Genomic DNA, 16,528 nt, shown 5'->3' on the forward strand with positions numbered 1-16,528 from the left:
AATAACGAGCACACCGCGAAAGTAGACGGCACCAGCGACGAGCGGCTGGATTCGCTGAACATCGGCGGTATGTTTGAGGCCTGGTTCTAAAAATTGATGGATTTAACAAAAAATCAGGCTGGCCTATGCCAGCCTGTTCATTAATTCTTTTATCTTATACGGACTAGATGGCCGTTCTTTTTCTGACTCCAATTCAACCAATCCGTTTCCATCGAATAATTTTATAACTCTGCGTTTTAATAATTTCCTTAATTATATATTTTCTGCGATGTTTATTGATTTAAAGATTGTGATGACTTAATGCATTGATCATGATTATTTCTCAATGGGAATATTGATCTGTGCCAATAAAAACAATGAGTTTATATAAAAAACTGCCTTTCACTATTGTTTTGGGTTTTTATGTTGTCTTTATTTTATTCGTCAACATTCTTTTGTGAAGTGTCGCTACTTTATAGCGTCTGGTGCTGTGAGTGTTTGTGTTAAATTACTGGTAATCTTATTTGCGCTGGATTTTAGAATGACGCGCTTGTTATATTGTGCGGGTTTTTTCAAACATGACTTTTGACCAAATGAGATTTCCTCCACATTCATTCCTTAAGGAAAAGGGAGCGTTATGGCTGATTCATTCCAGAATGAGGTGCCAAAGGCACGTATCAATTTAAAATTGGCGTTACATACCGGAGGGGCGCAGAAGAAAGTTGAGCTGCCGCTTAAACTCCTGACCGTTGGCGATTTCAGCAATGGCAAAGAACATCGGCCACTAGCTGAGCGCCAGAAGCTAGATATCAACAAAAATAATTTTAACAATGTACTTTCGGAATTAAACCCGGAGGTCAACCTCACTGTTGCAAATACGCTATCGGGAGACGGTTCAGAGGAAGGCATTAAACTGAGCTTTTCCAATATAAAAGATTTTGAACCAGAGCAGGTGGCCCGGCAAATACCTCAACTCCGTGCCATGCTGGCGATGCGTAATTTATTGCGTGATCTCAAATCAAACCTACTTGATAACGTAACTTTCAGAAAAGAGCTTGAGCGAATTCTTAAAGATCCGGCACTGTCCGACGAATTGCGCGCTGAAATGAATGCGCTTGCCGAGAAATAATCTGGATCGTCTCTTTTAATGGATTAACCGGGAATATGCTGATGTCTGTAAATACTGAAACAAGCCTCGTTCAGGGGCAGACGACCGTACTGAACAAAGAGGGGGTATATGCTTCCCTGTTTGAAAAAATTAATCTGAGCCCAGCATCAAGCCTGGGAGATATTAATGCCTTTTTAGATGATACCGTGCTGTCAGATGCGACGGCAGGCGAACGCCTGACGGCTGCGATGCAGGTCTTTATGGACTGCATCCGCCAATCTGGCAAACAGGTGGAAAAGCTCGACAAAACGCTGATAGACCACCATATCGCCGAACTGGATTATCAAATTAGCCGTCAGCTTGATGTCGTCATGCATCATCAGGAATTCCAGAAAGTGGAATCTCTGTGGCGGGGATTAAAACAGCTGGTGGACAACACTGATTATCGTCAGAACGTAAAAACCGAAATTCTGGATGTTTCAAAGGATGATCTCCGCCAGGACTTCGAAGACGCGCCTGAGCTGATTCAGAGTGGTCTGTACTGGCATACCTACACGGCGGAATATGACACCCCGGGCGGCGAGCCAATCGGTTCGGTCATCTCGGCATATGAGTTTGATGCCAGCCCGCAGGATATGACGCTGCTGCGCAATATTTCTAAAGTCTCCGCGGCTGCCCATATGCCGTTTATCGGCGCAGTTGGGCCTGCGTTCTTTATGAAAGATACCATGGAAGAAGTAGCGGCGATTAAAGATATCGGCAACTACTTCGATCGTGCCGAATATATAAAGTGGAAATCGTTCCGCGAAACTGATGATGCCCGCTATATCGGGCTGGTGATGCCGCGCGTATTGGGTCGACTACCATATGGTCCGGATACCGTACCGGTACGCAGTTTTAACTACGTAGAACAGGTTAAAGGTCCGGATCACGAAAAATACCTTTGGACCAGCGCATCATTCGCCTTTGCCTCCAATATGGTCCGCAGCTTCATCCAGAACGGATGGTGCGTACAAATCCGTGGCCCGCAGGCGGGCGGCGCGGTGAAAGATCTGCCTATTCACCTCTACGACCTCGGCACGGGCAACCAGGTGAAAATCCCCTCTGAGGTGATGATCCCGGAAACTCGCGAATTCGAATTCGCTAATTTGGGCTTCATTCCGCTGTCTTATTACAAGAACCGCGACTACGCCTGTTTCTTCTCGGCTAACTCTACTCAAAAACCAGCGCTGTATGACACCGCTGATGCGACCGCCAACAGCCGTATCAACGCGCGCCTGCCGTATATTTTCTTGCTGTCTCGCATCGCGCATTACCTGAAGCTGATTCAACGTGAAAACATCGGTACCACTAAGGACCGACGCCTGCTTGAGCTCGAGCTCAACACCTGGATTCGTGGCCTGGTGACTGAGATGACCGATCCGGGCGATGAACTGCAGGCTTCTCACCCGCTGCGAGACGCGAAAGTGGTAGTGGAAGATATTGAGGATAATCCTGGTTTCTTCCGCGTGAAGCTGTATGCGGTACCGCACTTCCAGGTTGAAGGTATGGACGTCAATTTGTCGCTGGTTAGCCAGATGCCGAAGGCAAAAGCGTAACGTACAGGAGGTGTGATGAAGATTTACCGTCCGTTATGGAGTGATGGCGCCTTTCTGACGCCGCAACAGTTCCAGCAGCAGTCTCGTTGGGAAGCTCATGTTGCGGATACGGTCTCAAAGATGGCGCTAGGTTTTCCCTGGGGGGTACTGGCGGCTGAGTTTGATGAAGGTGCGCTGGCGTTATCCCGACTCAATGCCACTCGTCTGGTGGTTCGTTTTACGGACGGTACGCTGATTGACACCGATCTGGCCGATACCTTGCCGCCGGTCTGCGATCTCTCGGGTCTGCAACAGGAAAGCGTTGATGTTTTACTGTGCTTACCGCTGCTCAGTGCCAGCGGCGGTAATCTCGACGACGGACAAGAGAGCGTTCGTCCGTATCGTTGGCGATCCGAGAGGGTAATCGTACAGGAACTTGCGGGCCACGAACGTAGCGAACTGGCGGTATTGCGGCATGGGCTAACGCTACGTGTTTCCACTCAGGAAAACGACGCATGGTTGACATGCCCGGTCGCGAGGCTCATCCGCAATGCGCAGGGAGTATGGACTCTCGATCGGCGATTTATTCCGCCGATGCTGGCGCTATCCGCTTGCCCAACCTTGGTCGGCGAACTTGGCGATTTACTGCATCGCCTGCAGATACGGCGTGGGCGCCTGATGGCTATGCGCCGGGAAAGTAACGAACGGATGGCTGATTTTGCGGTAGCGGACGTCGCTTTGTTCTGGTTGCTTAACGCGCTGAATAGCATGGCGCCGGTGCTGACCGAATTACACCAAACGCCCTCGCGTCATCCGGAGTTGTTATACCGTGAACTAGTAAGGCTTGCGGGGAGTTTGCTGACATTTTCCCTCGAACACCACGTGGAGGATATTCCCCTTTACCAGCACCAATCTCCGGAGCTAGTTTTCCCGCCTTTGTTTGCGCTACTGGATAGCTTACTTGAGGCCAGCCTGCCGTCCCGTGTCATCGCCATCGCGCTGGAGCAGGGCGCGGACAGGGAGATTTGGCGTGGGAAATTACACGATCCGCGGCTGCGCGAAGGCGCGGACTTCTATCTGTCCGTACGCTCTTCGATGCCTAATTACCAGTTGCAGAATCGTTTTCCGCAGCTGTGTAAGGCTGGTAGCCATGACGATGTGTCAGAAGTCGTGAATGTTGCTCTCAGCGGCATAGTCATAAAACCGTTGAGTCATGTGCCTGCTGCAATTCCCTTACGGCTGGAAAACCAATACTTTGCGTTGGATCTGTCGACAGATGCGGCTCGCACCATGCTGGAAGCTGGAAACTGTACGTTTTATACCCCGGAGTCTCTCGGTGAAGTGAAACTTGAACTGTTTGCGGTGCTGCGCTCATGAAAACGCCTGATATCGATATGATCAATAGAGTCTTTTATCCAGGCTGGTTGATGGTTAGCCAGTTACGTAACGGTCAGCAGATTAAAGACGGCGATGCGCTGTATCGCCGCGCCTGTCGGTGGATATCTGAGGCTCGCGAGTCTCTGACGAAGGCCGGGGTCAGCACGACAAACAGCGAACGGATGCTCTATGCCTACTGCGCACTGCTTGATGAAAGCGTGTTGAACCGCGACCTACAGGATAACGGCTATCGCCGTTGGCGCAAGGACCCTCTGCAGGCGCAATTCTTCGGGACTCTGAATGCCGGAGAAGAATTGTGGGATCGCATTCGTGCGATTTTGCGTGAACCAGCCGCTGATGTCATGGTGCTAACCTGCTTGTTCAGAACGCTACAACTCGGTTTTGTCGGAGCATATCGCGCCGTTGACGACGAACGGCGGGAGGATGTGGTACGGATGCTCAGCCAGCGGGTACCGCCATTCTCACTGACGCAGGAGGCGCCGGTAGTGGTTCGGGCCGCGAGGCTACGCAGCGGTCGCCGCCGCTATTGGCTGGGCTGGGTAGCGGGCATCGTTGTACTGGCTGGGTTATGGTTCACCTTCTCGTCTGTGTTATCGCAAATGGTATTACAGATAGCAGGGCGAGGTTAAGGCATGCGCATTGGATTCCGTGGTCTACTCACGGTCGTTGCCGCCATACTGGCGCTGTGGCTGGTGCTGGGTTTCTGCTCATTTTCCGCCGGTAATCGAGCGGCGCTCTGCGCCGGTATTTTATTGATATGCGGCGCCGAGCTCTGGCGCCAGCATCGTCGACGTCATTTGCTAGCGGGACAGATCTGCGTAGTTGACCTGCCGCCGGAGAATTTCCTGGGGGCGGTGGTGCTGGTTTGCGGCGATAACCTCACTTTATTTCCAGCTAACACGGCTTACCGCGAAACTCAAAAAGCCTGGTATTTACGGGCGGCAAATACGGAACAGCTCCCCCTGCTGGCGCAGCGTCTGTCAGCGGCGCGCCCTGCGTTGGTATCGCAGGTTTCCGTACTACTGGCAATCACCCCGGAATCTCACGACTGCGCTGAGCGCTTTACGCAGTTCTTGCAGGGATGGCGTCGTAGTATTGGGCTGTGTCGGACATGGTTGAATGGCAAACCGCCGGTCTGGTGCGTGTCCTGGGTTTCGCCGCCAAGCCTCGAGAACGCAGACGAGCACCGCTGGTTCACGGTAACGCCTGAACTAGCGGGAATGCAGGTGCGACAGAATGACGATGTGGCGGTACCGATTGCCGAATGGCAGCGGGCAAACGGACATGACGCGTCAGCTCTTGGGCACGTACTCTGGTTAGACAGTATCCTGGCGCTAATGGCGAAGCATATATTTCAACCTTTGTCCGTCCGGCAGGGAGAGCTTCCTCCCCTGGGCTTCTCCGCCGTTGGTATCTGCCTTACGCCGGTAGCGGCATGCGCCGGGAATATGTGGCAACAGCAGCTTGCTGAGGTGACCTCGCTCTCCCCGGCATGCGCTAAAACAAGCGGAATATTACCGCTTCCGGATCTCCTTCTTTCTTATTTACCCCGCAATCACGGGATCGGTCGCCGCATGCAGGACGCGCGCCTGTTTGGGGGGGCATGTTTCCTCTTTCTGGCGCTGGCAATGCTGGCATCTTTTATTAATAACCGGCGGCTGCTGGATAGCATTGGCGACCATCTGGCTGCGTATCAGCAGCTTAGTGGAACACCACCTGCGCCCAAGCTGTTGGCGCAACAGCGTCTGCAGGCCGACAGCCGTTTACTGGACGATTGGCAGCGGCGCGGCGAGCCGCTGCGTTACGGGCTCGGACTCTATCCTGGGGCACGGCTGATACCGCTGCTTGAAACCGCGATTAATAACTGGACGCCGCCGCCGCCGCCCCGGCCAGTAATCAAAAAGATTATACAAGGGCCACAAACTATCCGTCTCAATAGCATGTCGTTGTTTGACATTGGCAAATGGACGCTGAAACCCGGCTCCACCAGGTTGCTGGTGAATTCACTGGTGAATATTAAGGCAAAACCTGGCTGGCTAATCGTAGTTGCCGGACATACCGATAGCGTCGGACATGATGCTGCAAACCGGGCGTTGTCCTTGAAACGTGCGGAATCTGTGCGCAACTGGATGCGTGACACCGGCGATGTGCCGGAGAGCTGTTTTGCGGTGCAGGGTTATGGCGAAAGCCGTCCTGTCGCCAGCAACGACACGCCGCAAGGCCGGGCGCTGAACCGTCGTGTCGAAATCAGTCTGGTACCACAGGCGACCGCCTGTCTGGCGTCAGACAACACACCTGCGCCATCTCAGGATGATGGCGCGTCAAAAAATGAAATGGAGTAATTAACATGGCAATACCAGTCTATCTCTGGCTCAAGGATGATGGCGGCGCGGACATCAAAGGTTCCGTGGATGTGAAAGATCGCGAAGGCAGCATTGAAGTTGTCGCACAGGAACATAACCTGTACATCCCGACCGATAACAACACCGGCAAACTGACCGGCACGCGTATCCATACGCCGTTCCTGTTTACCAAGGAAATCGACTCCTCCAGCCCGTACCTGTACAAGGCGGTCACCACCGGCCAGACCCTGAAATCTGCCGAGTTCAAGTGGTACAAAATCAACGATGCCGGTCAGGAAGTCGAGTACTTCAACACCAAACTGGAAAACGTGAAGGTGGTGAAAGTTAATCCAATGATGCACGACATTAAGAATCCAGCCTACGAGAAGCACAATCATCTGGAGCAGATTGAACTGCGCTACGAAAAAATCACCTGGACCTATAAAGACGGCAACATCATTCATTCCGATTCATGGAATGAACGTACGACTGCCTAATCCCGTAAGCAGACGGTTTCCGTCTGCTTTTCTTTGCTAAGCCTCTGTTATCGCAGGTGCTTAGCAAAGAAAACACAATTTGCCTGCTCGACCTCGTGCGCTTTGGTCTCCTGTATAACGGGAAACAGCGATGGGCGGTAGCGTGTCCGGAATCGATAAAGAGAGAGTCTCATGGAAAATCCAGCCATCCTGTTACGCCGTTTAAATCCTTACTGCGCCCGTGCGTTGGAAGGCGCAGCCTCGCTGTGTCAGGCCCGCGCGCATGCACAAATTCTTCCCGAACACTGGCTGTTGAAACTGTTAGAGCAGGGCGAGGGCGACCTGACGGTGCTGGCGCGGCGTTATGAGTGGGATATGGATGCTATCTGGCAAGACCTGCTCTCTTTTTTGGAAAAACTACCGCGTTCGGTGCATAGTCGGCCGCAACTATCCGGCAGCATTCAGAGTCTGATGCAGGAGGCGTGGCTGAGAGCTTCGCTGGCGGGAGAAACGTCTATTCGCAGCGTTCATCTGCTGATGGCGCTGGTCAATAATCCTGCCCGGGTGCGTTGCGATAGTCTATGGCCGCTATTAACTCTGGGACAAAAGCAGCTTGAGCATCTGCGCCCGCTACTGGATACGCAATCAGATGAACGTCCGGAATTACAATCAGAAGAACTGAATCATGCTGGCGACGTCGAGTTTGTCGGCCGCCCGGCAGAAACCGTTGAAAAAGCCGGCGAGCTGAATCCTGCGCTACAGAACGCGCTGGATAAATTCACTCTTGATGTCACCACCCGTGCTCGTGAGGGCAAGATCGACCCGGTATTTGGCCGCGACAGTGAAATTCGCCAAATGGTAGACATCCTGTCACGCAGGAGAAAAAACAATCCAATACTGGTAGGCGAGCCGGGCGTCGGCAAGACCGCGCTGGTGGAAGGGCTGGCGTTACGTATCGCGGAGGGTAACGTTCCGGACAGCCTGAAGCCAGTTACGGTACGCACGCTGGATCTTGGCTTGTTGCAGGCCGGGGCGGGCGTTAAAGGCGAGTTCGAACAGCGGCTGAAGAATATTATCGCAGCGGTACAGCAGTCGCCCGTACCGGTGCTGCTGTTCATCGATGAAGCCCATACCATTATCGGCGCAGGTAACCAGGCTGGAGGCGCGGATGCCGCCAATCTGCTGAAGCCCGCGCTGGCCCGTGGCGAACTGCGCACTATCGCTGCGACAACCTGGAGTGAATACAAGCAGTACTTCGAGCGCGACGCTGCGCTGGAGCGTCGTTTTCAGATGGTCAAAGTTGATGAACCGGACGACGATACCGCCTGCCTGATGTTGCGCGGGCTGAAATCCCGCTACGCCGAACACCATGGTGTGCATATCACTGATGAAGCGATATGCGCGGCCGTTACGCTCTCCCGCCGTTACCTTACCGGCCGACAGTTACCAGATAAGGCGGTGGATCTGCTGGATACCGCATCCGCCCGTATTCGCATGGGTATCGATACCGTACCGGAACCGCTGACGCGGATGAAGGGGCAAATCACGGCGCTGGAACTGGAAAAACAGGCGCTGTTGGAAGATGCCATACTCGGTAACGATAGCGACAATGGACGGCTGGCGACAATTGAGCAGGAAGAAGTGCGCATCATTTTGCAGCTCGACGAACTGGAAACACAGTACGGCCAGGAATTGAAGCTGACAGAGCAATTGCTGGTTTGCCGGGCCGATCCCTCACGCCGGGGAGAGATCGGCGAATTACAGCGCCAGCTCGCCGATGTACAACGTAATAGCCCGCTGCTGGGACTGGATGTGGATGTACGCACCGTGGCGACGGTAATTGCCGACTGGACGGGGGTTCCGCTCTCTTCATTACTGAAGGACGAGTAGAGCGAACTTTTAAGCCTCGAGTTGAATCTCGGTAAACGGGTTGTGGGGCAGGATAATGCGCTGAGCGCCATCGCCCAGAGACTGCGGGCCGCCAAAACCGGGCTCGCGTCTGAACACGGCCCGCAGGGCGTATTTCTGCTGGTGGGGCCGAGCGGCACCGGCAAAACGGAAACCGCGCTGGCGCTGGCTGATGAGCTTTTCGGTGGTGAGAAATCGCTTATTACCATCAATCTTTCCGAGTACCAGGAACCGCACACCGTTTCTCAGTTGAAGGGCTCCCCTCCGGGATATGTCGGTTACGGGCAGGGCGGTATTCTCACCGAGGCGGTACGTAAGCGGCCGTACAGCGTGGTGCTGCTTGATGAAGTCGAAAAAGCCCACCGAGATGTGATGAATCTATTCTATCAGGTGTTTGACCGCGGCTTTATGCGCGACGGCGAAGGCCGGGAAATCGACTTTCGCAATACGGTGATCCTGATGACTTCAAACCTCGGTAGCGATCTGCTAATGCAAATGCTGGAGGAGGCGCCGCAAGCGACGGGTCCCGAATTGCATGAGCTGTTGCGACCCGTGTTGCGCGATCATTTTCAGCCCGCCTTACTCGCTCGTTTTCAGACGGTGATATATCAGCCGCTCAGCCAGCCAGCAATGCGCAGGATTGTCGGCATGAAGCTCGAGCAGGTCTGTCAGCGTTTGCATCGTCATTACGGTATGACAACTGAGGTAGCTGAAGGCCTCTATGACGCATTGACGGATGCCTGCCTGCTGCCTGATACCGGCGCACGGAACGTAGATAGTCTGCTTAATCAGCAAATCCTTCCGGTCCTGAGTCAGCAACTGTTAAGCCATATAGCGGCAGGTCAAAAACCTCAGCATCTGTTCCTTGGGGTCGATGAAGACGGCGGAGTGGTTATAGAGTTCCGCGAGGCCTGATGGTTATTTTGCCGCGCCAGTGACGGTAATAAACGTTATGGCGCGGGAGATGAGAAAGCAAAACTAAACTTGCAGGGCGTTGAGGCCTTCATGGAGAGAAGAGAATGAGTTTGATGGATGCGCTGATCGGTGAACGTACAATTGCCCTGAATCGCTATCAGTTGGATATACCCTCATGCCCATCGCCGCTTGATGTGGAATCGTTTAGCGGCACAGAAATGTTAAGCCAGCTTTATCATTACAGCATCAGCTTTACCAGCGCGGATAAAGATATTGATGTCGCGCATATGCTGAGCAAACCCGCCTCGCTGACTATGGGAGGCGGTATTCTACGAAGCCTGGCGCAAAGTCGGCGGGTTCACGGCGTTATCACCGCCTTCAGCCGCATCAGTAGCTCTGCCGATCAGGCTGCCTATCAGATCACCCTGGAACCGTACTTATCCCTGCTCGATAAACAATTTCGCAGCCACCGGTTTTTCGTTAACCAGTCGGTGCCGGAAGTGGTCGTGCAGATCCTGCAGGAACATAACCTACACGGCTGGGAGTATGAGTTTAATCTCAAACATAATTATCCAAAACGTGAGCAGATAAACCAATATCAGGAAAGCGATCTGGCATTCATTCAGCGCTTGCTGGCCGAAGTAGGCATATTTTATTACTTCACTTTGCAGCAGGAGGCGCAGAGCGAAGTTGTGCATTTTGCTGATGCGCAGCGCGCGTTGATCTTTGGTAAAACACTTCCGGTTAATAGCCCATCAGGGATGAACGACAGCGGAGAAGAATCGATTTGGGGACTGAGTTCGACGCATAACGTGGTGGAAGCGAGTGTTATCACCCGGGATTATAACCACCGAGACGCGCAGAGCATCCTTCAGTCAGCGCCTGCGGACATGACTCGCGGGGATGGCGAAGGCAACACCTATGGCGAAGTGTATCACTACCAGCCGCGTCATCTGGCGCGCGGAGACAAAATCGAGCCGCAGGTGGAAACCGCCAACTTTTACGCGCGTCTCGACCATGAGCGTTTTCTGGCCAGTCAAACGTTAGTCACTGGCGTTAGCACGGCGCCATGGCTAGCGCCGGCACAAGTCCTGACTCTCATTGATAATCTGCCGCCGGCTTTACCTGCATTATTGCAAGACCCTCTGTTGATCACCGGCGTTGCGCTAAGTGCCAGCCGCAAAGACGCGCTGCAGGTCAGCCTGCAGGCGGTACCATACCGTGAGACAATCTGTTGGCGTCCGCCGCTGCTACCGCGTCCATTGGTGACCGGCACGATGACGGCACGAGTGACCAGCGCTAAAACCGGTGATATCTATGCCTGGCAGGACGCCTGCGGATTGTATCGGGTGAAATTTGATGCCGATCGGGACGGAAAGTCGCCGGGACGGGAAAGTATGCTGGTGCGCCTCGCCAAACCTTACGGTGGTGACGAGTACGGTTTTCATTTCCCACTGATCCAGGGAACGGAAGTGGCAATCGCCTTCCATGAAGGCGACCCGGACCGCCCATATATCGCACATGCCTTACACGATTCCCGCCATGTTGATCTGGTGACGGAAAAGAACAGTACGCGCAACGTGATCCGCACGCCGACCAACAACAAGCTGCGGATGGAGGATAAGCGCGGTGAAGAGCATATCAAACTCAGTACCGAATATGGCGGTAAAACACAGCTGAATCTGGGGCATCAGGTGAATGCCGAGCGCGCGCTACGCGGGGAAGGCTTTGAACTACGTACCGATTCGTGGGGGGCGATACGTGCGGGGAAAGGCCTGTTTATTAGCGCCGATCTGCAACCAAAAGCCGGAGGGTTACAGCTGGATATGCAGGCTGCGAAGGATGCGTTGCAGGCTGCGCTTCAGGACGTGGAGGGAATTCGTGCTGCCGCCGAGAAAGCAAAAGCTGAACTGGCGGATATTGAAAAGCAAAAACAACTACTGACCGAAACATTAGCGGAATTAAAACAACAGGCGCTGTTACTGTCAGCCCCTGCCGGGATTGCGCAGGTTACTCCCGCCACTATGCAGCTGTCATCAGGCGATAATTTAATTGTTACTTCCGGCTCGAATGCGGATATCAGCATTGGCAAGAAATTCCGTCTCGGGGTGAAAGAAACGATTAGTTTATTTGCGCAATTGATGGGAATAAAAATTTATGCCGGTAAAGGTAAAGTCGACATTCAGGCTCAAAATGATGCACTGGATCTTCTGGCCCAAAAAACGCTCACTATTGCCAGCAAAGACGAACAAGTGATTATTTCGGCGGCGACAGAACTGTTGCTGAACTGCGGCGGCGCCTATATTCGCTTGAAAAATGGCGATGTTGAAATCGGCGCTCCAGGCAGTCTTCGCCTGAAATGTACAAACCTGCAAAAAATGGCGGCTGCGTCCTTGCATTCCAGCATAGATCTCCCTGCACCCTGTGCTTCAGCCATGGATACCGCTGGCGGAACTCAAAGTCCAACGGTAACCTTTAATTAAAGAACAATAAATGATGAAAGCGTCAGTAAATTATAATTATGCTGAAGATGTCTTGCACTTGAAGATTAAAAATACCAAGCAGCAACTTCATAATAGCTTTGTCACCAAAAATCAGTTGTGTGTTTTAATGATCGACGCCGCGATCGCCAGATTTCGCCAGCAAGAACATTCGCTATATACGCCTCTACTGGCAAGAGAATATATCAGAGTTCCTGTTGCGCCTCGTTATCTGTCAGCGGAGTTCGAACCACGTTTAATTCCCCTCGATTTATCCATTGCTGATGATGTGCTGTTGCTGGAGATGAGCGCAGAGCTGGCTTGTAATGAAATTCATCCGCAACGTATCACTCAAGGATATGGCCGGTTAATATGTGGCTGGCTTTCTTGTTCGACTTCGCCGGAGGCATTAGCACTTCATTTAGCGAAAAGCGCGCTGCAGGAGCGTGAAGGGCAGGATACGCTGCTACGCTTTTATGATCCTGCCGTCGCGCTGCCGTTATGGTCATTATTAGATAACTGGCAGCAGCAACGTTTATTTGGACCATTAGCAGCCTGGTTTTCTATTGATGGAGATGGTCAATGGGTTCAAAGGAAGGGGGCGGAACAACAGAATATTAGATTATCTTATTCTCTGTCATTGAGTGAAGATAATTGGCGCGATATTCAGTTTATCGGCATTGTAAATCGCATTATGTGCCAATATCGCTATTCATATATTAATGAGTTGAGGTTTTCCGAGCAGCAGGTATTTACCCGGATTATTCCGGCGCTCCGCCGTGCATGGGAATTTCCATTTCATCACCCACAAGATTTGACCCTTTATGGCACGCATGCTTTAACCATATCTCCCGATTTTGATCGCCATATAGATTTATTGCAGGCGCTTCAGAAAGGCCCAATAGAAAGCAATCAAACATATCGTGCAAGGGTGGCAAATTTCAGTGAGCGCCAATGGCAGCGAATAAAGGAAGAGTGCACGCAATATCAATACCAGGGCGAACAATAAGAGGAGTACAAGGATGTCTAATCATCAATGTGATTGTAAGGCGCAGGGGCCGGCATTATTACCGGTACGTTATGCTGTGGTGCCAGACAGTATCGAAGGGGAATTACCACAGTGGGCGCGGCCGGCGACGAGTGATTATCCGCATCACGACGGCTATCATTATGCGTTACGTGCTATGCGTCGGGGATTTATTTATATCTACTACCCGCATATACCTTCATGGGAGGCCTGGTCGGTAAGCGATGATGGCAGCTTATGGAAACAACTTTCCGCTGAAAACGTGCAGCCGAAATCGCAACCTGATTGTATTAAAGGGTCCTACAATCAGGGCGGCAAAGATTTCATAACCCTGCCTGCGCATGTGCTGGAAAATGATATCTGGATAGCGTTCAGCCAGCGTCAATGGAGCAAGACAACGCTGGATAGTTATCAAAACGACAGCGATCGCCGCGAGGCCAGAATGCAATGCCTGAGCCAATCGCACTGGGATAGGCCAACATCAACAGCACCAGTAACGGATGCGACGGAAGACAGTTTATCGGCGGTGCTTGATTATATCTCTATGCGGGGAAATCAATTAAGTCCGGCCCAACTACTTCCTTATGAAGGGGTTGTTGATCAAGTGAGTTATTTTTCCAAATATGAATATCATCTGTGCGATGAAACGCTGCCGCAATGGCGGCGCTGGCGAGCCTCGTTATGGGGAGAGGAGATAAAAGCGGGCTCTGCGATAAAGCCGCAGTGGACCTTATACCCCTGGCGGCCTAATCGCGCGGTAGGAAGTACGCTGCAGCAAATGCAGCAACGAGGGGTCAGCGCTGAGGGTACCCCGGTTAAGCCATTGATGATGGCATTACATGATGCCACGGGTATAATCCATGAACTCACCGGTTGGGCTAACGGTATTTTGGCGCTACAGCAGAAATTTGCCGACGAGCGGCAAGTAGAGTTATCGACCCTGAATCTTATTAATGGTGTAAGGCAGCTTATTATCAATAGTAATTATCCACGGTTAACCGAACGCCTTGAAAAAACGCAGCTGGGTCAAGCCGCAATGGATGAGACATATCGACGGTATCTTGAGGATAAAAAAAAGGATGGTACTGATGTACGCGATATTCGTAGTCGTGAGGATTTTGAAACCTGGAATACGCGTGGTTATATAGACTCCATGGCATTCAGTATCGCCGCTGACGAACTTGAGAAATACGACTGGATGTTGAATCCAACGCGGTTGGGTTCGTTTAATGAAACCGTCGATTTACTGACTACGCGGGTGAGTAACCTGTTGACCTGGTTAATTGAGTTCCGTATTGAGTGGTTACAGACTCCCATTTTTATTGCCGAGACGCAGGATTTCTATTCAAACGATCCGGTAGACAATCTTAGCTACCGTGAAATAGTCGCTTTCGCAATCTCGGGTATTGATATCAATCCCAACGGCCAACTACTACTGGATCGCTGGATAGCCGAATATAGTACCAGGAGTGCGAATAATTTAGTCTGGCGAACGCACTTTTATAATAATCCCGAAATTATGGCCGAAGCGGAGGCATTACTTACCCTTGCCAGGCAGGCAAAAACTAATGCGGTATTGCCGGAACAGGTGCTTGAATTCTTTGACGCTAATAGTGTTAAGCTGATTAAGATTTTTAAAGGCTTTGAAAAAGCCACGGATGCCCTGAAAAGTAATTTAGCTAAGAATTCCGTACTATCGCAAAAAGTGCTTTACAGTATGGACCAATATATGGCGACCGTCGGCGCACGAATTTTTTCGGCTACGGGAATCGGCCGCATACTGGATAATATTCGCGGCGTTATTATCCATGCGATATTTTCTCTTTCTGCAGGAAAATCCGTAGCGCAAACCAAAGCCTTTGCCAGCCGGTATTTCGGCTGGATGTATGAGCGCCATACCTATATTTCCGGCAGCGTTTTTTATAATCCGGATAAACCACTCGCGAAGGCTAATGTTAATTTGGCCAAAGGTCGTTTTGACAAACTGAATGAAACTTTTGCCGAATATGGCCAGGAACAGGAAGGCGCAGCGGTATTCAAGACGACCAGTATCAGAATCCTGGTAACTTTCTTGAATATTTATGAACTTGGCAATCTGTATCGTCACAGCAAGGGCGATGCCGCCAGCCAGGCGAAAATCGCCAGCTCCGCCCTTGTGACGACCAGCGGAATCATCGATGTAGCTATGCCTGCAATGGAAAAGGCCTGGCAGGGGAAAAATGGTTTGCAGTATCTGAAAATGTCGGGCGCCGGTTGCACGATGATTGCGTCGGCCATTTTGCTTGGCCTGGATGTAGCTAAGGTGTATCAAGAATATAATACAGAACAACGAGAATTATTCCTTGGTCTTTATAGTGTAAAAGTCCTGAGCGATCTCGCAGCGATATTTAAAGCGAATGGTAAGCTGCTGGAAGCGCTGATTGCCCGCTTTGGCTGGGAAACCGCCGTTGCTTCGCGCGGAACATGGCTGGGAAGACTGGTAAAGCCGGCACTCAGTCCACTAATAGCTATCGAATGGGTAGGATTACTTTCCTCCTGGCAAGTGTCGCTGCTGATCATGCTCGTTGATTATGTCGCGACGCAATACTATTCTCGCGATGAGCTGCAAAAGTGGTTTGAACAAGGCATCTTTGGCAATGCATGTGAAAAAAATACCGATGATTTTACTGCAGAGGACATCAGTACTGAAATAGCTCGCTGCCAGCAGTCATTAGAATATGCGCTAAATAAAATGGCGGAGCCGCAAGAAGAGATTAAACAAGATGTAATAATTCAGGAGTCATCTTATCCACTTTATAAAGATCCGCTAGTTTCTAAACTAGAGGAAAAAACCAAACAGGATGAATGGAAAAAGAGATCACCATACCCTGTTTATAAGGGTTAAGTTGTTTCTGTACTGGCAACAGGTATTGATTGATGGATTGATGAAGTAACAGGGCGTATAAACCTGAACTATTCAACCATCTATCTCTCTTCAGCTTATTGTGGCGACCTTACGCAGTAATTGAGTAATATTAACGGAAACTGTTTGTAAAGGATTATTGAAAGCTTATGTTAACAGGTGTTGTGAGGTTAAATGATCGGCTAAATAGTGGTGGGCGTGTCATTTCGGCATCGTCAACAACGATCGTTGACGGACAACCAGTTGCTTTGTTGGGTGATAAAGTAATATGTCCGCTAGATGGCCATGGTGAGAATTATATTATTGAGGGTTGTCTTCAGTGGATATCCGATAACAAACCCGTTGCCGTTGATCGCTGTGCATGCCTGTGCGGTTGTTATGTTATCTCTAGTCTTTCCGATACGGGAATAGGATAA

At 51.3% G+C, this 16,528-nt stretch carries 10 protein-coding genes and 2 pseudogenes; all 12 read left to right on the plus strand.

From position 1 onward, the window contains the following. Positions 1-90: pseudogene (locus ACSEMK_RS19485) on the plus strand (carbohydrate porin); the annotation flags it as partial. A 526-nt stretch (positions 91-616) separates the two neighbouring features. Next, positions 617-1,108 (plus strand): type VI secretion system contractile sheath small subunit, encoded by a 492-nt coding sequence (tssB, locus tag ACSEMK_RS19490; RefSeq protein ID WP_087859417.1) that lies wholly within the window; start codon positions 617-619, stop codon positions 1,106-1,108. 41 nt (positions 1,109-1,149) lie between these two features. Then, on the plus strand, positions 1,150-2,685 hold the full coding sequence (gene tssC / locus ACSEMK_RS19495; RefSeq protein ID WP_087859632.1) for a type VI secretion system contractile sheath large subunit: 1,536 nt from the start codon (positions 1,150-1,152) through the stop codon (positions 2,683-2,685). A 15-nt stretch (positions 2,686-2,700) separates the two neighbouring features. Further along, on the plus strand, positions 2,701-4,041 hold the full coding sequence (gene tssK / locus ACSEMK_RS19500) for a type VI secretion system baseplate subunit TssK (RefSeq protein WP_087859418.1): 1,341 nt from the start codon (positions 2,701-2,703) through the stop codon (positions 4,039-4,041). Next, on the plus strand, positions 4,038-4,691 hold the full coding sequence (gene tssL, locus ACSEMK_RS19505) for a type VI secretion system protein TssL, short form (protein ID WP_430915361.1): 654 nt from the start codon (positions 4,038-4,040) through the stop codon (positions 4,689-4,691). The genes tssK and tssL overlap by 4 nt, the downstream gene beginning before the upstream one ends. Positions 4,692-4,694: 3 nt before the next feature. Then, complete coding sequence (locus ACSEMK_RS19510) at positions 4,695-6,404, plus strand: OmpA family protein (RefSeq protein ID WP_316424047.1); 1,710 nt, start codon at positions 4,695-4,697, stop codon at positions 6,402-6,404. Positions 6,405-6,409: 5 nt separating this feature from the next. Next, complete coding sequence (gene hcp, locus ACSEMK_RS19515) at positions 6,410-6,901, plus strand: type VI secretion system effector Hcp (protein WP_047067878.1); 492 nt, start codon at positions 6,410-6,412, stop codon at positions 6,899-6,901. A gap of 171 nt (positions 6,902-7,072) precedes the next feature. Then, a pseudogene (gene tssH / locus ACSEMK_RS19520) lies at positions 7,073-9,703 on the plus strand (type VI secretion system ATPase TssH). A gap of 104 nt (positions 9,704-9,807) precedes the next feature. After that, positions 9,808-12,186, plus strand: a complete 2,379-nt coding sequence (locus ACSEMK_RS19525; RefSeq protein WP_430915362.1) for a type VI secretion system Vgr family protein — start codon at positions 9,808-9,810, stop codon at positions 12,184-12,186. A gap of 10 nt (positions 12,187-12,196) precedes the next feature. Then, on the plus strand, positions 12,197-13,192 hold the full coding sequence (locus ACSEMK_RS19530; RefSeq protein ID WP_430915363.1) for a DUF4123 domain-containing protein: 996 nt from the start codon (positions 12,197-12,199) through the stop codon (positions 13,190-13,192). Positions 13,193-13,205: 13 nt separating this feature from the next. Then, positions 13,206-16,094, plus strand: coding sequence for a T6SS effector BTH_I2691 family protein (locus tag ACSEMK_RS19535; RefSeq protein WP_411325007.1), 2,889 nt, complete (start codon positions 13,206-13,208; stop codon positions 16,092-16,094). A gap of 167 nt (positions 16,095-16,261) precedes the next feature. Then, a complete protein-coding gene (locus ACSEMK_RS19540) occupies positions 16,262-16,528 on the plus strand; it encodes a PAAR domain-containing protein (protein ID WP_087859424.1) in 267 nt (88 codons plus the stop codon).

The sequence above is a fragment of the Klebsiella sp. K-3 genome, assembly GCF_051207495.1.
GTDB lineage: Bacteria > Pseudomonadota > Gammaproteobacteria > Enterobacterales > Enterobacteriaceae > Klebsiella > Klebsiella aerogenes.